Annotated in this window: 20 protein-coding genes; 1 reads left to right on the top strand and 19 read right to left on the bottom strand. The window is 41.3% G+C overall.

Going from position 1 to position 19354, the window contains the following annotated elements; translation table 11 throughout:
• Nucleotides 1–102 precede the first annotated feature (102 nt).
• From LQ216_RS00355 to larB, 4 genes are read right to left on the bottom strand one after another with little or no spacing between them, the layout of a single operon-like run.
• Nucleotides 103–738, bottom strand: coding sequence for an urease accessory protein UreH (locus tag LQ216_RS00355; protein WP_230126145.1), 636 nt, complete (start codon nt 736–738; stop codon nt 103–105).
• Nucleotides 739–753: 15 nt separating this feature from the next.
• Nucleotides 754–1581 carry an ATP-dependent sacrificial sulfur transferase LarE gene (gene larE, locus LQ216_RS00350; protein ID WP_230126144.1) on the bottom strand — a complete coding sequence of 276 codons (828 nt, stop codon included), beginning with the start codon at nt 1579–1581 and terminating at the stop codon, nt 754–756.
• Nucleotides 1582–1598: 17 nt separating this feature from the next.
• Complete coding sequence (locus tag LQ216_RS00345) at nt 1599–2321, bottom strand: LarC family nickel insertion protein (protein ID WP_230126143.1); 723 nt, start codon at nt 2319–2321, stop codon at nt 1599–1601.
• Between the two features lie 39 nt (nt 2322–2360).
• Nucleotides 2361–3104: a nickel pincer cofactor biosynthesis protein LarB gene (gene larB / locus LQ216_RS00340; RefSeq protein WP_230126142.1), complete on the bottom strand. Its 744-nt coding sequence runs from the start codon at nt 3102–3104 to the stop codon at nt 2361–2363.
• A gap of 55 nt (nt 3105–3159) precedes the next feature.
• Between larB and larC the strand changes: the two genes are divergently transcribed.
• Nucleotides 3160–3618, top strand: a complete 459-nt coding sequence (larC, locus tag LQ216_RS00335) for a nickel insertion protein (RefSeq protein WP_230126141.1) — start codon at nt 3160–3162, stop codon at nt 3616–3618.
• 1 nt (nt 3619) lies between these two features.
• Here the strand turns inward: larC and LQ216_RS00330 are convergent, their stop codons facing one another.
• The 15 genes from LQ216_RS00330 to LQ216_RS00260 form a co-directional block, all read right to left on the bottom strand.
• Nucleotides 3620–4264, bottom strand: coding sequence for a bifunctional 4-hydroxy-2-oxoglutarate aldolase/2-dehydro-3-deoxy-phosphogluconate aldolase (locus LQ216_RS00330; protein ID WP_230126140.1), 645 nt, complete (start codon nt 4262–4264; stop codon nt 3620–3622).
• Nucleotides 4265–4282: 18 nt separating this feature from the next.
• A complete protein-coding gene (locus LQ216_RS00325) occupies nt 4283–5239 on the bottom strand; it encodes a sugar kinase (protein WP_230126139.1) in 957 nt (318 codons plus the stop codon).
• Nucleotides 5240–5253: 14 nt separating this feature from the next.
• The gene (locus LQ216_RS00320; RefSeq protein ID WP_230126138.1) at nt 5254–6207 is read right to left on the bottom strand and encodes a sugar kinase; all 954 of its coding nucleotides are present in this window, start codon (nt 6205–6207) and stop codon (nt 5254–5256) included.
• Between the two features lie 26 nt (nt 6208–6233).
• Complete coding sequence (locus LQ216_RS00315) at nt 6234–7151, bottom strand: fumarylacetoacetate hydrolase family protein (RefSeq protein ID WP_230126137.1); 918 nt, start codon at nt 7149–7151, stop codon at nt 6234–6236.
• Between the two features lie 38 nt (nt 7152–7189).
• Nucleotides 7190–8149, bottom strand: coding sequence for a C-terminal binding protein (locus LQ216_RS00310; RefSeq protein ID WP_230126136.1), 960 nt, complete (start codon nt 8147–8149; stop codon nt 7190–7192).
• Between the two features lie 88 nt (nt 8150–8237).
• On the bottom strand, nt 8238–9188 hold the full coding sequence (locus tag LQ216_RS00305; RefSeq protein WP_230126135.1) for a U32 family peptidase: 951 nt from the start codon (nt 9186–9188) through the stop codon (nt 8238–8240).
• Nucleotides 9172–10095, bottom strand: coding sequence for a dihydrodipicolinate synthase family protein (locus LQ216_RS00300; protein WP_230126134.1), 924 nt, complete (start codon nt 10093–10095; stop codon nt 9172–9174). The genes LQ216_RS00305 and LQ216_RS00300 overlap by 17 nt, the downstream gene beginning before the upstream one ends.
• A 31-nt stretch (nt 10096–10126) precedes the next feature.
• Nucleotides 10127–11275, bottom strand: a complete 1149-nt coding sequence (gene dgoD, locus LQ216_RS00295; RefSeq protein WP_230126133.1) for a galactonate dehydratase — start codon at nt 11273–11275, stop codon at nt 10127–10129.
• A 1-nt stretch (nt 11276) separates the two neighbouring features.
• Nucleotides 11277–12746, bottom strand: a complete 1470-nt coding sequence (gucD, locus tag LQ216_RS00290; protein WP_230126132.1) for an alpha-ketoglutaric semialdehyde dehydrogenase GucD — start codon at nt 12744–12746, stop codon at nt 11277–11279.
• A 25-nt stretch (nt 12747–12771) separates the two neighbouring features.
• Nucleotides 12772–13944, bottom strand: a complete 1173-nt coding sequence (locus LQ216_RS00285) for a UxaA family hydrolase (RefSeq protein WP_230126131.1) — start codon at nt 13942–13944, stop codon at nt 12772–12774.
• Entirely contained in the window at nt 13934–14233 is a 300-nt protein-coding gene (locus tag LQ216_RS00280; RefSeq protein ID WP_230126130.1) for a UxaA family hydrolase, read from the bottom strand. Before LQ216_RS00280 ends, LQ216_RS00285 begins: the two co-directional genes overlap by 11 nt.
• Before the next feature lie 11 nt (nt 14234–14244).
• Nucleotides 14245–15147 (bottom strand): fumarylacetoacetate hydrolase family protein, encoded by a 903-nt coding sequence (locus tag LQ216_RS00275; RefSeq protein ID WP_230126129.1) that lies wholly within the window; start codon nt 15145–15147, stop codon nt 14245–14247.
• Between the two features lie 21 nt (nt 15148–15168).
• Nucleotides 15169–15945, bottom strand: a complete 777-nt coding sequence (locus tag LQ216_RS00270) for an IclR family transcriptional regulator (protein ID WP_230126128.1) — start codon at nt 15943–15945, stop codon at nt 15169–15171.
• Between the two features lie 61 nt (nt 15946–16006).
• Nucleotides 16007–18214: a dihydroxy-acid dehydratase gene (locus LQ216_RS00265; RefSeq protein ID WP_230126127.1), complete on the bottom strand. Its 2208-nt coding sequence runs from the start codon at nt 18212–18214 to the stop codon at nt 16007–16009.
• 12 nt (nt 18215–18226) lie between these two features.
• Nucleotides 18227–19252, bottom strand: a complete 1026-nt coding sequence (locus LQ216_RS00260; RefSeq protein ID WP_230126126.1) for a hypothetical protein — start codon at nt 19250–19252, stop codon at nt 18227–18229.
• Nucleotides 19253–19354: the final 102 nt, after the last annotated feature.

Here is a 19354-nt window from a genome sequence, read left to right as displayed (position 1 = left end):
CCCGAATACTATGTGATTACTTTTTTATGTATCTTACAAGTAAAATTCAGACGACTATAAACCAAAACCACCAAACATTTATTCAGTGGTTTTTATTTATGGTTAGACGAATAGCCCATCAACGAATCCAATTTTATAAATATAATAAAGTCCATAGATTACACTGACTGCCGAAGTCATTCCTATTAACGTTCTGTTTAACTTATACTTATGGGTACTTAACTGGAAAGGGATACTAAGCAGTAACGTGAATAGCAACATTCCTAAGATTGTGCCTATACCGAACACTCCGATATAATTAAACGCTTCTGCAGCTGAATCTACCATCGATAAAGCCAGTATAGTCATCGCTGCACTTCCCGCTAGCCCATGAATCTGACCGATCACTAAGGACTTAAAAAATAACCCCCTATTCGAGCTCTCTGTTTGTTGGCTTATTTTTCTTTTGGAAAATTGCGGATTCAAAAAAGAAGCAACGCCTAGGTAGATCAACATAACACCTACCCCCATTTCAAAGGACATCGACCATGCTTCCGGAATACTAGATTTTGTAAGTGACAGAATAAGAAAAATGAAAAGAAGTGCTAATGTATGCCCTAAACCCCAAAACAATCCTAAAAAACTCGAACGCCAAAACCCTTTATTCTTACCTACGATTGTGGAAACTGCAATGATATGATCCGGCTCCAAAGCATGCTTAATTCCTAATAACCCCCCAACTGCCAGGATCTCAATCATGTTTGGCCATCCTCCCTATTTATTTCCGATTTTTTCGAGCATGCTATTCATGCTACCGCTTTTATAACCAGCTAAATCCATGGTAACAAACTTAAAATGTAAGCTTTTTAAGTGCCTTGTGGCTTCCTCATGATGGTTCAACAGCAGTTGCATATCGGCCTGCTCCACTTCTACCCTGGCTATTTCATCATGCATGCGAACTCGCACCTGCTTAATTCCTAATCCTTTCAGATACTGTTCCGCTTGGTCTATCCGTTTCAGTTTTTCAACAGTAATTTTTTCGCCATAGGCAATTCTGGAAGATAGGCAGGCGAGGGAAGGCTTATCCCAAGTGTCAATCTCGAGCTCTTTTGAACGAATGCGGATATCTTCTTTGGTGATATCTGCTTCCGCAAGCGGTCCTCTTACATTGTTTTCTATTGCAGCTTTGACGCCTGGACGATGTTCGCCCAAATCATCTTTAATCAGGCCGAATATTAAATTATTAAACCCTTTTTCTATCAATACAGGGTACAGCTTTTCAAATAATCCTTTTTTGCAAAAATAACATCTGTTCAAATCATTTTCTTTGTAACCTGGGATGGCCAATTCAGACATTTGAATAATTTGATGAGGTGCTTGAAGCTGTTTGGCCAAACGAATCGTTTCCTCTAATTCGGAAGCCGGGAATGATTCGGAATCAGCCGTTACTGCTAATACATTCTCTTTTCCTAGCGTTTCAAGTGCTACTTTGAGCAGATAAGTGCTGTCTACTCCTCCAGAAAAAGCAATAATGACACTTTCCATTTCTAAAAGTATTTCTTTTAATTTGTATTCCTTATGCAGGCTCTGTTCAATGTTCATAAAGAGATCCTCCTTTTCTATAATTCTCCTAAAACAAAACGCACTACATTAGGATGACCTTTAAAGTCTTTTGTCCCGGCTCCATAACCAATTTCCGACACTTGCATCGACGGCAGCACAGCGAATTCGTCAGTTAATGTCCGTATAATCGCTGCTCCCGTGGGAGTTGTAAGTTCTCCTTGGATTTCTGTCTGGAGCAAAGGGATATTTTTTAGAATTTCAAGCGTAGCAGGTGCAGGTATTGGGTATAAACCATGAGCCATTTTCAGATAACCATTGCCAACGGCTACCTGTGAACTGATTACTCTTTCTATTCCTAATTGGTGAAAAGCAATCGCTGTACCGATAATATCAATCATTGAATCGACACCGCCGACTTCATGAAAGTGTACTTTCTCGAGCGTACTGTTATGAATTTTAGCTTCTGCAATAGCGATTACTTCAAAAATAGATAGAGCTGTAGCCTTTTCGGACTCAGATAGAAACGATTCATCGATGGCTTTCTTAATAGTAGAATAATGTCTATGGGAGTGCTTCTCTTCTTCTGTTTCAATAACCAGCTTTGTGCTGGAAATTCCTTTTTTCACCACTCTATCAAGAGACAATGAAAAATCTTCTTTAATAATCGGCTTGAGCTTATCGGAAATAACCTCTATGTCCGCCCCAATTTCAGTAAATGCAGCAAGTGCCATATCTCCGGCAATTCCAGAGATTCCGCAGTCGATAAATAAAGTTTTCAATAGTCAGTCTCTCCCTACGGCTTTTTTAAAACAATCTGTTTAAACACGAAGCATTAACGATGCGGCATAACCAGCCCCAAAACCATTATCGATATTGACTACTGTTACACCGGAAGCACAAGTATTAAGCATGCTTAATAAGGCAGCCACTCCATTAAGATTGGCACCATAACCGACACTTGTCGGAACTGCAATGACAGGAACAGACACTAGTCCTCCAACAACACTTGGAAGTGCCCCTTCCATCCCAGCAATGACAACTAAGATTTGGCATTTGTTGATTTCCTCCATCTGGGCAAAAAGCCGGTGAATTCCGGCTACGCCAATATCATAAAAACCTTGAAAGAGATGTCCCATTGCCTCGATCGTTACCTCTGCTTCTCTTGCAACCGGGATATCGGAAGTTCCGGCACAAATCACTCCTATTTTTTTCTTACCATCTCTTATCGAATATGTATCCGGCTTGTAAAGCAATGTTCTGCCAGCCTCATCATACTTCGTTGCTGGAATCAAAGAGCATACTGCCTCTGCCGCAACAGTGGTAACCCTTGTAGCAAGTACAGTCTGTTTCTGATTGACTAAATGGTTAAAAATCTCTACTATTTGCGCTTCGGTCTTATTAGCTCCAAAGATAACTTCAGGGAAACCCTGCCTGAATTCTCTGGCATCATCTACCTTTGCAAATCCGTAGTCTGTAAAACCTTTTAATTTTTCCTCTGCTTCTTCAATAGATAGAATGCCTTCTTTTAATTGTGATAAAATATGTGTAGTGTATGATTCCATTTGAATCTACCTTTCATCTAATAGTTTAAGAGATGGTAGCAGGAAGGAGATAGCCATGCAGCATCAATTTGAACATACCGATCATGAAATGATCAAAATCGAAGTGAATTTAGACGATATCCCAGGTGAATGGCTTGGCCATGTCATGGATTTGCTATTTGATGCCGGGGCAAACGATGTTTTTTATGTACCAATTTATATGAAAAAAAACCGGCCAGGTACTATGCTGCAAGTATTATGCTCCGAAAGCCGGAGCGAATCCATTATGAATATTATTTTTCAAGAAACGACCACACTCGGGGTCCGTTACTATCCTCTATCAGTCAAGCGACTTGGCAGACAGTTTAAAGAGATTCAAACTCCATGGGGAGCTGTGTCCGTTAAAGAAGGACTTTTGAATAATAAAGTGGTACAACAGTCACCAGAATATAGCCAATGTAAGGAAATTGCAGATAAATATGGCGTTCCTTTACAAAAAGTGTATCAGGCGGTATGGACGCATTTAAATGGTTAATCTATTTATCGCTATTAAATCCGTTAACAATTTCTACAAATTGCTTTGCTCTGTCGGTTAATTCCTGATAATTCTGAGTGGATGTCAATTTTGAGGGATTTACAAGTGATCCACCCAGGCCGACTGCTACAGCTCCAGCCTGTAAATAATTTAATAGGTTCTCGAATCCCACTCCTCCTGTAGGCATCAACGGAATTTGCCGCAGCGGTCCTTTAAGATGCTTAAAGTAATTCGGACCAAGGGAATCTGCTGGAAATACCTTAATAATATCTGCCCCACTCTCGTATGCCGTTAAGATTTCTGTCGGTGTAAAGGCACCTGGTATACTGATGACACCATATCTCTTAGTCATCTTTATCGTTTCTTCTTGAACTGTTGGGGAAAAGATAAACTCCGCGCCCGACATAATTGCTGCTCGGGCTGTTTCTGCATCTAAAACAGTACCTGCACCCGCTATAATCTCTTCCCCAAATTCTGCTTTCACCTTCTCAATTAAATAGCATACTTTCGGTGTCTCCACTGTAATCTCTAATGCATTGATGCCTCCATCTATTAGCGCCCGAGTGATTGGAATAATCTGCTCAGAAGAAGCGCCGCGAATCACCGCTACTAATTTACCGTTCTTTAATTCTTCTAGTTTACCCATGGAATCCACCTTTCTTTTTTATCTTGTTACATCGTCTGTACTCTGTTCCAAAAATGTAAGCAAATCGTCTTTTAATGGAAGGCCTTCTATATCCCCGTAGACCATAGTCACCATAGCTCCGATTGCATTTCCACGATTTGCTGACTCTTCTAGACTTAATCCATCCAACAAACCGGATATCAATCCAGAGGCAAAGCCATCACCAGCTCCGATCGGGTCAATGACATGTTCTACCGGAAATCCTTGAACTTCCGTCTTTTCCTGATTAATCCTGGAGCATAGCGCCCCTTCTTTCCCTAATTTTAGAACAACCGTCCCGATTCCTAGCTCATGAAAACAATCTGCAAGCTGCTCAGGTGTCTGTTCACCAAACAAAAACCGAGCTTCTGCGATTCCCGGCAGAACAATATCAGATAAAGCCGCATATTTTTTCAGATAATGCCGGGCCGCCTTTTCATCCTGCCATATCTTCATTCGAATGTTAGGGTCGAACACGATTTTCGTCCCGCCTTCTTTTGCAAACTCAATCGCTTTTTCAATTACTAGTCGACATGAAGTACTTAACGCCGGGGTAATACCAGTTATATGTAAATATTTTGCTTCTTTCACTGCATCAGCAGGAATGTTTTCTGTGTGCATTCTGCTTGCCGCTGAATTCGCCCGATAATAGTACACTCTTGTGTCATTCATTCGTCTGAATTCTTTAAAGAATACACCAGTAGCAGCAGCCGAGTCCTTTGTCACATAGTGGACATCAACGCCTTCCCCTCTAATGAAAGCGGTCATGGCATCTCCGAACTCATCGTTTCCTACCTGACTAATCCATCGAACTTGATGTCCAAGCCTGGAAAGCCCTATGGCTACATTCGATTCGGCTCCGGCAAATTTCATCGAAAAAGACCGGGCATGCCTTAAAGGCCCTTGCTCATCAGGAGAAAAAACTACCATTGTTTCCCCAATTGTGACAACATCCATGTGGTTACCTCCGTTTACCTTTCGATACGTTCAGCAATCCCTAGACGCGCTTGGACATCCTCCAAGAGTGGCAAGCCTTCATTGTCGCCTGAAACGCTAACCACCATCGCTCCTATACTGTTCGCCACCCGAAGTGTCTCATCGATAGAAAGCTTGTTAATAATTCCGTAAAGAAACCCAGAAGCAAAGCCGTCGCCTGCTCCCACTGTGTCTACGACGGTCCCCGGATTTTCAGGATTCCCAATGTATTTCTTACCGTTCCAATAACAGACACATCCACGTTCAGCCTGCTTAATGACAATCCATGAAATGTTCTCATTGCTGAGCAGTTGGAATATTCTATCCGGATTCTTTTCGTGCAATAATAAATCAGCTTCCTCTTCGCCAATTAACAAAATATCTGTCAGCGGCAAAAACTTCAGCAACTGCATTTTCATTTCATCTTTAGAGGCCCAAAGCTTCAGCCTGATATTAGGGTCAAATGATATAAGGGCACCTTGCTTCTTGGCTTCCAGTGTTGCGTGTAATAAAAGGTCCACATTTTTCGAATCTAAAGCAGCAAACACCCCCGAAATATGGAATACCTTAGCAGCTCCTAGATAATCATAAGGTAAAGTTTCCGCTGTTAATAAAGAGGTAGGGGAAGGTTTCCGATAATAAAATGTCCGGCCACTGCCATCTTCCATGATTTCTTTGAAATTGAGAGATGTTGGGATATTTTCTGCAAATTGAATTTGGCTTGTATCTATCCCTTCTCCTTTAATAAAATGCAAAATATGCTTGCCAAATTCGTCATTGCCGAGACAACTGATCCATCCTACATTTAATCCCAGACGGGCACAACCGATTGCTACGTTCAGTTCCGCCCCGCCAACCCTGCGTTCAAACTGATGAACAAACCGCATGGGTCCTTTATTCACTGGATTAAATGTAATCATCGCATCTCCTATCGTGACGATATCATGCATGTTAGAGGCCTCCTTTGTTATCGCACTTACTTTACGCTATTAGATAGCGTTCCAAGCTTCTCAATGGTAATAGACAGTTCATCACCTTTTTTAAGCCAGATTTTTGGTTCCCTGCCCATGCCGACTCCAGGGGGCGTGCCTGTAGCAATGATATCGCCCGGCTTTAATGTCATCGCCTGAGACAGGAATGAAATAATATAAGGAACTGTAAATATTAAATTACTCGTATTCGACTGCTGCATCACTTCTCCGTTTAATGTTAACGAGATGTTTAGTTTGTGGGGGTCTTCTATTTCATCTTGCGTGACAATGCAAGGCCCTAGGGGCGCAAACGTATCAGCCGTTTTTCCGCGTACCCACTGCCCGTCTGCAAATTGAATATCGCGGGCGCTGACATCATTCATAATCGTGTATCCAAAAATATAATCACTTGCCTCTTCTACGGACACTCGTTTTGCTTCTTTTCCGATTACCACTGCCAACTCTGCTTCGAAGTCTACTTGATCGGAATTGACAGGTAGTTCAATCGATTGCTGATGCCCTATAATTGCATTTGCATATTTGGAAAAAACCACGGGCGATTTTGGTGGTTCCATTCCTGTTTCCTTGCAATGATCCAAATAATTCAAGCCAACACAAATAATTTTTTCAGGCTGTGATATCGGTGCCAGGAGCTCCGTTTCATTCAGATACAGGACTGCTTTCCGTTTTTCCTCAATTCCCATTTCTTCATATGACGCTAAGAGCCGTTCAGCATGAGCTAAAGCGTTTTCACCCTCTTCAATAAATGACTTGGTATTCAAAGGTATGGGATTTTCAGAATTTGCATCATCTTGATTAAGTGAACGATCCCATTCATCTAATGCTGATAAGCTAAATATTTGGTCATTTTTGATGATTCCAAGGTTTACCCCTGAATCGTCACGAAAGGTAACTAACTTCATTTAACGTTTCACTTCTTTCCCAAGTTTTTTTCTATTTATTATGTCAAGGCATACGGAGTGGCACTGCCACTTAGTACCTGTACAATATTCAATGCGGCTTTTTTCCTCAATTCCACCATGGCTTCCTCCGAATACCATGCGCTATGGGGTGTAATAATTACATTTTCCATATTTAATAATGGACTATCAATTCTAACCGGTTCATCTTCCAAAACATCAAGAGCCGCCCCTGCAATCACTCCATCAGCAAGTGCATTAGCTAGCGCTGCTTCATCAATAATTGGTCCGCGCGCTGTATTGATAATCACGGCATTCGGTTTCATTCGGTTTAATCGTTCTTCATTAATTAAATGATAGGTATCCTTGATGAGTGGTACATGAATGGAAAGAAAATCTGCAGCTTGAATTACTTCGTCCAGCTCCATTTTTTGGACTCCGGCTTTTTCCATATCCTCTGCTGAAACAAACGGATCATAAGCTGCTAATTTAAAGCCTAAAGGCTTTACCTTTTCAACCAGGCTTCGTGGAATTCGTCCGAAACCTAATACACCAACCGTTTGCTCATTAAAACGGTGGATGGGCACACAAGCTTTAAAATCCCAATTTCCTCTTTTCACTTGATTATTTAACAAAGTAACTTTTCGAGCCCAAGATAAAAGAAGCGCAAGCGCATGGTTGGACACTTCCTCCATGCCATAGTCCGGTACATTGGCCACGATAATACCTTTTTCGGTAGCCGCTTCTAAATCAATTGTATTGACTCCTACCCCATATCGTGAAATGACTTTGCATTTATTAAGAGATTCAATCACCCGTCTGCTCACAGGAGCATATTGATTTAATAGGGCATCAGCATCTTTAGCGTGATCAATCACTTCTTCTTCCGTTTTACATTGTGCCTTTACAAAATGAATCTTAATTCCTGCTTCTTCAAATACTTCCTCTTCATAAGTTAAATTTTCAAATTCATAGTCTGTTAGCAGTACTTTAAATTCCATTATTTTTTCTCCTTTTCGATTTGTTTGATCCTTAAGAATCCCTGAGCCAAACAGAGCCATCTCATGATCAGTTCAGGGGCACATTCAATTATTTCGAAATGGGTGATGAGACAACTTTGGGTATGCCCAAGCCTGCCGCTCCAAGTTTGGAAGTTTTGGCCTCTGGATAATATCGTTCAATCATCTGAACGCCAAGCGCTGCCCTTCTGACACGTTCTTGTGCTAAAGAAATATTCGTGCTTTCCCACTGTTTTCCTGAAGGATACACATCGGGATGGTTGCGCAAACCAAATTTTATATAGACAGGAGCCAGGACACGGATTATTTCTGGAATTTCGTAGTAGCGCAAGAAACCACCGAAGTTGTCAGGAACTTCAATATATAAATCGATCGGCATATCTATTGCCTGGCGAATGGATGCCAGTTTTGCGAGGGTAAGGGCAGTCGGGACATTGTAAGTACCAGCTCCTAGATCTTCCATTAACTTCACGGATACCGGGTTGGCAGATCCCATTTGAACGGATACTTTAATCACAAAATCTTCCGGTAGCTGTCCATGCTTTTTCATTTCTTTGGTCAACATGAGCAGTCCTTCGTCGGCAACTAAAGCTCCGCGCAGTCCTAAATTTGCACCTCTTTTGAGGTCTTCCATTGCATAGACCAATTGGTCGACCCCTTCATGGCGCAAAGCAATTGACTTGCCTGCGCTTGTTAAAGGCTGTGCACTAATATCCCATGTCCCTCTAGGACCGACAAATAAACTGAGCTCCATGCCTCTTTCAGCGGTCATTTGGCACATTTCCAAGATTTCATCATCCGTTTGCAGCATGATGCCGCTACCTTGTGATATCCGGTGTACCGTAATGCCATGGCGGTCAATTGCACGTAAAGTTTCCTTTAACGCGACCGGTCCTTCCACACTCGGCAATTCAATTCGATATTGAGCTCCATCTGGAAACGTCTTTGTAGAAGTAGGCAGTTCTTGCAAATCTGTTGAGGGATAGCCGAGCTTTTCTAATAGATCACGAGAATCTTTCACTATTTACACCTTCTTTCAGGTTAATATTTTTCAGAAGTGATTCTACTTTTTCACTTAAATCTTTCGGAAACACATCAAAAGGTGCCCGGTGACCAGACCTAACAGTAAACCATCTTTGATGGACCGCTTCTTTCATAGTCGTAAAGAAAGAAGGACAGTATGTATATAAATCCATCAATTGAGAAAGCTGCTTGTGATACTGCTCTGACTTTCCTAAATTGTTCTCCTGGTAGGCCTCATACAAGCTAACAGAAATCTCCGGAGCAAAAACGGCACTTCCATTAATGCTTCCTGCAGCTCCGATCATTTGAGCCGGCAGTAGGTGTTCATCAAAAGCAGAAAATACCATAAAATCTTCACGTACTTTTTTTAGTTCTGTAATAATCTCTCTTATATGGCTGAATTCGCTTACAGTTTCTTTAATTCCACAAATATTCCGGTAATTTAGTGCAAGATCTTTTGTCAATTCTACTGATAGAGATTGCCCTGTGAAAGATGGAATATTATACAGAAGAACAGGCAAATCTGTGTGTTCAGCGATTATTGAATAAAAACGGTATAATTGCTCATCTGAAAGTTTCCAGTAGTATGGATTAACTGCCAGCACCCCATCTGCTCCCTGTTCTTCTGCATAAGAACATAATTCCAACACTTCTTTTAAGGCAGTGTGCCCTACTCCTACTAAAACGGGGATACGTTTGTTGATATGCTTAATCATTTCCCTAATATATAATTTTCGTTCCTCTATCGTGAGTGAAGTGAATTCCCCTGAACTGCCCATCAACAGCACGCCATGGATGCCATGTTCGATCAACCGGTCCATGTACTTTCTGTTCAGATCCAAATCCAGGTTACCGGCTTCATCAAAAAGTGTAACTACAGGTGGGATAATGCCATGAAACTTCATTTTTTTCTCCCTTCTAAAATAATTGATGTCCTTACCATTCAGCTATACTTCCATCCTCATGTCTCCAAATAGGATTTTTCCAATTATGCCCGATCATTGCCGCTTTTTTCACTTTTACTTCATCAATCTCGACACCAAGCCCCGGTAAATGCGGAATATTGACATATCCTTTTTCATAATTGAAAATTTCTGGATTAACCATGTAATCTAAAATATCCATTCCCTCATTGTAATGAATACCGAGGCTTTGTTCCTGAATAATAAAATTAGGCGTGCTTGCATCCAGATGAATGGAAGAAGCCAAAGTCATCGGGCCTAATGGGCAATGTGGAGCAATAGCAACATCATAAGCTTCCGCCATGGCTGCTATTTTTTTCCCTTCCAGAATTCCGCCTGTATGGGACAGATCCGGCTGAATAATATCGACATATCCGTCAGCCAGCAACTGTTTGAAACCCCAGCGAGTGTACATTCTTTCTCCCGTCGCAATCGGACAAGTCGTATGCCTGGCAATCTCTTTCAACGCTTCGTTATTCTCGGGCAAAACCGGTTCTTCAATGAACATCGGACGATAAGGTTCTAGCTCTTTCACAATGATTTTCGCCATCGTTTTATGAATCCTGCCATGAAAATCGACGCCAATGCCAAAATCTTTGCCCAGTGCTTCCCGTATAGATGCCACTCTTTCAATCACCTTCTCTACCTTTGAATGATCGTCGATGTAGTTCATTTCTTCGCTGGCATTCATTTTAACGGCCAAGAAACCTTGATTCTGCTTTCCCCTGGCTGCCATTACGACATCCTGTGGCCTATCGCCGCCAACCCAGGAATACACCTTGATTTTCTGACGTGCTTTACCCCCAAGCATCTCATAAACAGGGACCTGATAATAACGTCCTTTAATATCCCAAAGAGCCTGTTCAATTCCCGAAATGGCGCTCATTAAAATAGGACCGCCTCGATAAAAACCACCCCGATATAGAGTTTGCCAAATATCTTCTATATCATTGGGATTTCTGCCAATTAAGTACTCTGATAACTCCTCCACACAGGCTTTTACAGTATCCGCACGGCCTTCGACAACCGGCTCTCCCCAGCCCGTTATTCCTTCGTCCGTTTCTACTTTGAGGAAAAGCCAGCGGGGAGGAACTTTGTATTGCGTAATTTTGGTGATTTTCATCTTATGAACCTTTGATGAATACCGTTTTGATGGCTGTAAAGAACTCCTTAGCCGCTTCCCCTTGTTCTCGGGACCCCGAACTGGAGCCTTTCATCCCGCCGAACGGAGCTTGCAATTCAACTCCGGCACTTTCCGCGTTAATTCTAACAAGTCCTGCTTCGATTTCTTCAACAAACTCTAATAGGTTACTTATATTAGTTGTAAAGATTGAAGCACTTAAGCCAAATTTAGTATCATTTGCAATCTCAATGGCTTCTTGTAGTGAAGTAGCTTTAATTAATGCGATTACAGGTCCAAAAATTTCTTCTTGGGCGATAATCATTTCAGACTTCACTTCTTCAAAGATTGCTGGTTTAATATAGTAACCGTTTGCATATTCCTCACCGGTTAGCACTTCGCCTCCATAAACTAAGGTAGCACCTTCCTCTTTTCCTTTTTCGATATATTCCTTGACCGTATTAAATTGACTCTCACTTGCGCATGGACCCATCCATGTTCCCGCACTCAATCCATTGCCAACAGTAATTTTAGACACTTCATTAATCAATTTGGTTTTAAATTCATCGTAAATAGCTTCGTGGACAATCACTCTACTGGATGCTGTGCATTTTTGTCCTGACGAACGAAGTCCTCCATTAATTACAGCTTCCACTGTTAAGTCAAGATTAGCGTCATTAGCGACTATAACAGGGTTTTTACCGCCCATTTCAAGTTGGAATTTAATTCCACGTGCAGCTGCTGATTTTGCGACATTTTTGCCAACATTATCAGAACCAGTAAAGGTTATTGCATTCAGCAACGGATGATCAACTAACGCCTGGCCGATCACTGAACCTGACCCGGTAATGAAGTTAAATACACCTTCTGGAAGTCCGGCTTTCCCAAAACACTCCACTACTTTCGCCGCTGTCACAGCGCCTTCAGTCGCCGGTTTAAGAACAATCGTATTTCCATAAACTAGAGCAGGTGCCAGTTTCCAAATCGGAATGGCCACAGGGAAGTTCCAAGGAGTTATCACCCCGACTACACCAAGAGGCGTCCGTTTTGTAAACATAAGTGCATCTTTATCAGAAGAAGGAATCACATCTCCATCTTTCCTCATGCCTTCAGCTGCATAGTAGCGGAGAATAGCGACACCCCGTGCCGTTTCGCCTTTCGCCTCCGGTAAAGTTTTTCCCATTTCCCTTGTCATTGTCTCTGCGATATCTTCAAGATTTTCTTCTAGAATATTCGCTACTTTGTACAAAAACTGACCTCTGGCCGCCTGCCCGATTTTCCTCCATGACTTCTTGGCTTGATGGGCTGCTTCCACCGCTCTATCCAAATCTTGCTTTGTGGAGCTTTGTACGTATCCCACTGCCTCTTCTTTATTGGCGGGGTTTATACTTTTAATCGTTTCTTGTGAAGGTGAGTCGACCCATTCATTATTAATAAAATTTTTATAGGTTTTTTCTTTAAATATCGTTTGCATTCCTATCTCTCCTTCGTTTCATTATTTAAAAGGTAGGTCCTATTCTCCAGATTCCAAAGTCATGTTGCTTTAAAATCTCTGCTTTCGTAAGCTTGCCATTAGCTACATGCTGAATTTCCTGCATAATTCTATTACCGACCTGGTCTACCGATTCTTTTCCAAAGACAATAGTCCCCGCATCCATATCCATATTTTCGTTCATGCGTTCAAACATGGGAGTATTCGTTGATATCTTAATGACTGGAGCAATAGGGGAACCGGTTGGCGTGCCTCTGCCTGTAGTGAAGAGCACGATTTGCGCTCCGCCGGCTACCATGCCCGTCAGCTGCTCAATATCATGACCTGGGGTATCCATCCAGACGAGCCCTTTTTTCGAGGGAACCGCGGCATAGTCCACAATCTCTTCCAAGCGACTCGTTCCTGATTTAGTTGCAGCGCCGAGTGATTTCTCCTCAAGTGAACTTATCCCGCCTTCCAAATTTCCCGGACTCGGATTACCGGTACGAATGTCAACACCCATTTGAATCGAGCGATTTTCCATTGCACCAATAATTTGATATGCTTTATTGGCAATTTGATCATTAGCTGCTCTTCCCGCAAGCAAGTGCTCAGCTCCAATTAGTTCGGTTGTTTCAGCCAGAATAGCTGTTCCACCTTGCTCAACAAGTAAGTCACTAGCTTTTCCTACTGCCGGATTAGCCGATAACCCTGAACAAGCATCAGATCCTCCGCACTCTGTACCTACAATAAGTTCATTAAAATCGCATAGCTCTCTTTGCACCATAGAAGCATCCTGTACCATTTTCGTAGCAATTCTAGCTGTTTCGGCAATGGCTTGAAGCGTTCCGCCATGATCCTGTATTGAAACAACCTCAACAGGCTTTTTAGTTTTTGCAATTTCTTTCGCTACACCATTAGCCTGGTGAGTTTCACAGCCCAAACCTAGTACAATCACGCCATAAACGTTAGGGTTTTTCCCCATGCCTTCATACGTTCTGAAGGTTTGGTCATAATCAATACCTACTTGGGCGCACCCATGCTGGTGAATGAACGTAACGGTGCCGCTTACTAGTTCCGTTACTCTTTGTGCTGTCTGTGTGGCACAAGTAATGGTTGGCAAAATGAGCACATGATTACGGACACCGACCCTTCCATCTGGACGACGATAACCATAAAATTGCAAATTTTCAGTTAACAATTTTATCACCTCTTCCTCTTTTACCTTCTAGATTATGGACATGGACGTGGGCTCCAGCTTTTATATCCATTACAGCTGAACCGATTACTTCACCATATTTTTTGATGTCTTCGCTTTTCTTGATAGGCCTGACAGCGAATTTATGCCCAAACCTAATCGGTTCCAAAACCTGCACTAACATTTCTTTGCCATTATTTTGTATCATTACGGACACATTGGCGGGAATCTCGGACAATGCTACGGCTACATTATCTTTCTCACTTAAATAAAGAATCTTATACTCATCCATTTTCCCACCCCTTAATTTGCCTTAGTCAAAATAGGATTTGGCAGTTTGACAGGATTGTTCAACACTCCAATTCGCGGAATTTCAATTTCCACTCTGTCATTGTCATTTAACGTAAATTCGTTAGGTGGTACAATACATGTTCCAGTAAGTAATACTGTGCCGTCAAAAACTTGATTATCTAGAATGAGGTAGTCTACTAGTTGATCAAGTTTACGCTTTAACTGGCTTACCTGTGCTTCCCCTTCAAACACAATCTGCTCATTTCGATAAATACGGCAAATGATTTTTAGTTCATAAGGATCAGCTACCGCTTCTTTTAATAAAATTGCTGGCCCAATTGAACAAGAATTTTTCCACATTTTTGCTTGCGGTAAGTATAAAGGATTTTCGCCCTCAATATCTCTGCAACTCATATCGTTACCAATGGTGTAACCGATAACCTCACCTTCTTTGTCAATAACCAAACCTAATTCGGGCTCAGGAATTTGCCAGTTAGAATCAGAACGTAAATATACAGGGTCATTCGGTCCAACGGTTCTTGCGGCTGTAGATTTGAAGAAAATTTCCGGACGCTCTGCATCATAGACTTTGTCATAGAAAGTCTGACTGTCCAACTTTCCTTGTGTTGCTTCATAATTACGGGCTTCTTTGCTTTTTTCATATGTGACACCTGCCGCCCATACTTCGGGAGCATCAATCGGGATCGCCACCATTACATCTTCCAACTTCTTCTTGGCATGGTTCTTTTCGTTGATCAAACGGTTAATAAACTCTACTGGTGATTGATTCTGCTGTTTCACATGGCTTATAAAAGAAAGGAAATCCTCGAATGGCAAATCGTATATTTCATCGCTTATTGATAAGGCTGCCAGCTGCTTTTGATTCTGTTCATTTATATACCTAATAATTCTCATTGTTACCTCCCGGATTACTTCTTAAAGAAGTTTGGCTTTTTGGTAGTTAAAACCTAATTCTTCTGAAATATTAAACGTGCATACCTTTAATAGATTTACAAATTCCTCGAGTTTTTCACTAGTCGCCTTTGCAACTGGTGTAGACATGCTAACGGCAGCAATAACTTTACCAGAGTAATCTTTGACGGGTACTGCTACGCATACAATACCTGGTTCATTCTCTTCGTTGTCCAAAGAATAGCCTCTTCTTCGTACATTTTCTACTTCAAGCATAAATTCTTCTTGTGAACTAATTGATTTTTCGGTAAGCTTTGTAAATTGATAACCAGTCATAAGTTTCTTAATCTCATCATTGCTTTTATCCACAACTAGCGATTTCCCTACAGCACTAGTATGAATGGGAACTCTTCTTCCGATTCTGGAATACACGACCGTAACGCCGCTGCCCTCCACTTTATCGATATAGACCCCATATTGGCCATCCAGTATAACGAGATGGACAGTAAGATTTGTTGTGTCTGACAGCATTTCAAGATGCTTCCTTGCTACCGTGCGAAGATCAAGATTGCTGACAACGAAGTTGCCTCTCTCAAAAAGCTTTAGACCTAGCATATATTTTCCATTCTCCTCGTTTTGAAGAATGTATCTGTGGGATTGAAGCGTTTTTAATAGTGAATGTACCGTACTTTTATGCAAATCCATTCTTTTGCTGATTTCTGTAATGGTTAATTCTCTCGAACGTTCGTCAAACAAATCTAAAATCTTTAATGCACGTTCAACGGATTGAATAATGGGCATTTTTCATTCTCCTTTGTTTCAGTTTCTTCCTATTATAAATGTTTTTATCCCATTATTCTCTTTAATGACTTACGATACTTTTGACTCCTTGAATAACATCAGACTTATAATCAAGTTCAGCGTCCTCATAAACAGCTAGTGGGACAACGCCGTTAGCTGCATCGGTATGTCCATACATTCTATTGCTCGCGGCGACCAATTTCTGACGCGCATTCATTTTTTGCTTTCTTTCTTCTTTTAAATCTATTCGTTCCTTTCTTAATTCCTCATTAAATTCATAAATCACTTTTCCTTGTGCTAATTGTAGTGCGCTAACGAATTCAATCCGGTGATCACTTAGACCGAGGTATAATACATCTCCTGTCTGCAAATATCCAATCCCCCCACCTTCATAAGCTTCCGGAGTCATGTGACCGATCGCTGCTCCATAAGTAACACCTGAATACCTTCCATCACTGATAATGGTAGCCAGCTTCTTCATTGTGCGGCTGGCATTGATATGTTGCATAGGCGTAAACATCTCCGGCATTCCAAAAGCGACCGGTCCTTGTCCCGCGATGATAACAGCGATTTTCAATATGCCTTCTTCAGTCATGATGTCGAACAATTGATCATATTCTTTGTCCTTTAGGTTATTCCATGCAGAAGCACTGTTATACTTTAAAGCTTCCAGCAAAATATTGTGTTTGAAAAGCTTATGATTACGTATATGTGTCAGCAAATCAGGATCAAGCAAATTTCTATTCGCATCGTCTTCATTTTCATAGTAAAGAACGAAAGCTAGCTTATTATCGAATTGACTAAGCTGTGCCGTCGACATACCGCTTATTTTAACAACTGCACTTTCGAAAAAGTTTCCCTTTAACACATCAACGCCACTGAACGGGCGGCGGGGAGTAGGCAAAATGACTTGATTTTCTTTTACATTTGATGCCTGTAAACTTTTTGTAATTTCAAGTCTTTCTTTCCATGTTTGTGCTGCCACGGTCTGAGCGTCCACATCCATTGGCACTTCGTTTGCCAACAGTTCGTGAAATAGGGTTTCCATTCCGCGGCTATTACCGCTGCAACACTGCATGGCCAGCTCATAAATATCTCTGCCTTCAGTTAAACTATAATCAAACAGATCCGGTATCGGATGGGAATGGTGGATTTTATCCAATTCCCATAAACTGAATTTATATCCGGCATACAACATGCCTGCTACAATGTGTATCATTAAATTAGTAGAGCCTCCAGAGGCACTATGTATTCGAATTCCATTTCTAATATTAGTAGCGACTATATTAGAAACCCCATACTCTTCCTTATTAATCATGTCAGCAAGGCTGTCTAATGCTGCATTGACCTGACGCTGGGATGGTGGATCAGTGAGCAGCTCCAAGGCCGGATGAACAAGACCTAAGCCTGCAACCAAATGCCTGGAACTGTTTCCAGTTCCATTAAATGCGCATACGCCACCTTGCCCATCACATGTCGCAACCGCTAAACGCATTTCAAAATATTTATGTTCTGCCTTAGTAAGCAGTCCTCTTTCAAACGCTCTTTCGAATACTCCTTGAAATGCGGTATTGGAAGAGCATTGTAAGATATATGCCATCGTATCTCGCAGGTCCATTGCAATGTCTGCGGCTCCCTCTTTTTCAGCTTTTCTTGCTAACCCTTCAAGTTCCATTACAACATCTTCGGGAATTGACCCGCCTTCCATAACATGGGCCGGAGCAAATGTAGCAAAGAATGGCGCTTCTCCCCTGTTTCGGCGTAAACGGTCCAGGTGGGCAAGACCGCTCACCACGCCAAGGGGTTGTTTATCGCATCCCTGAATCACAAAAGAGCCGTGATAACTATGTGCTTCCAGCTGATTAACAATCATTTGAGCCACCGCATTCCGGCTTTGAAGTGAATAACTCATTCCCTGATTGCTTTGAGCTGTCCCATCACACATAACAGGTGTAGAGAAATAAAACGGCACTCCTCCATTTTGCCAAATTCGAATGGCCGCACGGGCGCATGTTTGTAAATCCATAATATGGGCCGGATGGTCAGCCGACCCTCCAATGATTGCGATGCGTGGAGCATTATTTTCAAGACGTAGGTAAATACTCTCCAAAGTCCAGTCCGGCTTTCCACCTTCATATGTCGATCCCAAGGTAAGCTTAGCTCTGTCCAACAAGGCAGCCACTGTTATTGGTTCATTTGCCTTGCCTTGGACATTGTCTCTATAAGGATTTATATCGCTATCAATATTCGGATATAATCGATTCATCATAATCCCCCTTCGTTAAAATATCCACATGATCAATAGTGCAATGAAGGTTCCTGTGCTGCTGAATAATAATGCGAACTTTAAATTATATAAAGAAATTTTGTACGGATTTTCATCCAACAAAATACTTGTTATCGAAACGGTAATATTATAAGGACCGGCCATTACTGTCGACAGGCCTGAAGTAATTAGTACAATGCCTAAAGATAACGGATTGACGACACCAATAATAGGCTGTATAGCTTCACCGATTATAGCCATGGTGATTAATGGATGAAAACCTATATTCGCCAGAAACAGAAACATGATCTGAATGACTAAAAAAAGGACTATAGGCGTTTTTCCTAGTTCAATAACCGGTTCTTGAAGATATTTTAATAATTCTGTTTCTTCTAAAATACTGATAAAGAATCCTACACCAAGAAACAAGACGACGTAGTTTTGTAATGTCGCTGTTTTTCTTTTCCAAACCATTACACTGTACTTTAAATAAAATCTAAGCTTTTTAATTGTAAGGGCCCAAAAAACAGCGTAAGGCACAATCATAAGCGTCACCGAGGTTAAGAAATCAAAATCAAAAAAGTACCTAAATAAAGAAACTACTATTATGAAAAACATCAAATATAGCAGCAAAATAATGATGTTCTTCAGGATTCCGAATTCATATGTGTTTGTCTGTCCGGAAATATCTATTTCGTACTTTTTGTACTTCTTTGCTAGTAACCAATCAACCATAAGCAGTATTATTGAAAAAGCCAGTAAATATGGGAGCAGATGTAAATATGAGGTCCCAGTAATATCGATGGTTAATCCCACTAATATTTCCATGGGACTCCATACGAGACAGAGTGCATATCCTCTTAAGATCAGACTGGCAATATACCGCTTCTTCATATAAGCTGCCTGATCTTTCAAGTTTTTCTCGATTACTTGATACACAAATGGGACGACCCCGATATTTAGAAACATTCCAATAATATAACTGACCAATGATCCCCTGTAATACAATTGGCTTAAATCAGTAGTATTTAACTTTAACAATTTGTTAACATTCCTATCGTATTTTCCGACGGTAATAATACTATTCAAAAAAGGCAGTAATACAAATAGGGAGATCATGATTGCCATTCTGTTAAAGTAAAC

It is taken from the genome of Bacillus sp. CECT 9360, assembly GCF_918741275.1.
Lineage (GTDB): Bacteria > Bacillota > Bacilli > Bacillales > DSM-1321 > Peribacillus.
Note: the sequence above shows the minus strand (reverse complement) of the source record. Positions and strands in the feature narration are given on the sequence as shown.

What these genes read in the sequence shown, in the direction of transcription:
- LQ216_RS00355 (WP_230126145.1), bottom strand. Translation starts at nt 738, where the DNA reads ATGATTGAGATCCTGGCAGTTGGGGGGTTATTAGGAATTAAGCATGCT.
- larE (WP_230126144.1), bottom strand. Translation starts at nt 1,581, where the DNA reads ATGAACATTGAACAGAGCCTGCATAAGGAATACAAATTAAAAGAAATA.
- larB (WP_230126142.1), bottom strand. Translation starts at nt 3,104, where the DNA reads ATGGAATCATACACTACACATATTTTATCACAATTAAAAGAAGGCATT.
- larC (WP_230126141.1), top strand. Translation starts at nt 3,160, where the DNA reads ATGCAGCATCAATTTGAACATACCGATCATGAAATGATCAAAATCGAA.
- LQ216_RS00330 (WP_230126140.1), bottom strand. Translation starts at nt 4,264, where the DNA reads ATGGGTAAACTAGAAGAATTAAAGAACGGTAAATTAGTAGCGGTGATT.
- LQ216_RS00325 (WP_230126139.1), bottom strand. Translation starts at nt 5,239, where the DNA reads ATGGATGTTGTCACAATTGGGGAAACAATGGTAGTTTTTTCTCCTGAT.
- LQ216_RS00320 (WP_230126138.1), bottom strand. Translation starts at nt 6,207, where the DNA reads ATGCATGATATCGTCACGATAGGAGATGCGATGATTACATTTAATCCA.
- LQ216_RS00315 (WP_230126137.1), bottom strand. Translation starts at nt 7,151, where the DNA reads ATGAAGTTAGTTACCTTTCGTGACGATTCAGGGGTAAACCTTGGAATC.
- LQ216_RS00310 (WP_230126136.1), bottom strand. Translation starts at nt 8,149, where the DNA reads ATGGAATTTAAAGTACTGCTAACAGACTATGAATTTGAAAATTTAACT.
- LQ216_RS00300 (WP_230126134.1), bottom strand. Translation starts at nt 10,095, where the DNA reads ATGAAGTTTCATGGCATTATCCCACCTGTAGTTACACTTTTTGATGAA.
- dgoD (WP_230126133.1), bottom strand. Translation starts at nt 11,275, where the DNA reads ATGAAAATCACCAAAATTACGCAATACAAAGTTCCTCCCCGCTGGCTT.
- gucD (WP_230126132.1), bottom strand. Translation starts at nt 12,746, where the DNA reads ATGCAAACGATATTTAAAGAAAAAACCTATAAAAATTTTATTAATAAT.
- LQ216_RS00280 (WP_230126130.1), bottom strand. Translation starts at nt 14,233, where the DNA reads ATGGATGAGTATAAGATTCTTTATTTAAGTGAGAAAGATAATGTAGCC.
- LQ216_RS00275 (WP_230126129.1), bottom strand. Translation starts at nt 15,147, where the DNA reads ATGAGAATTATTAGGTATATAAATGAACAGAATCAAAAGCAGCTGGCA.
- LQ216_RS00270 (WP_230126128.1), bottom strand. Translation starts at nt 15,945, where the DNA reads ATGCCCATTATTCAATCCGTTGAACGTGCATTAAAGATTTTAGATTTG.
- LQ216_RS00265 (WP_230126127.1), bottom strand. Translation starts at nt 18,214, where the DNA reads ATGATGAATCGATTATATCCGAATATTGATAGCGATATAAATCCTTAT.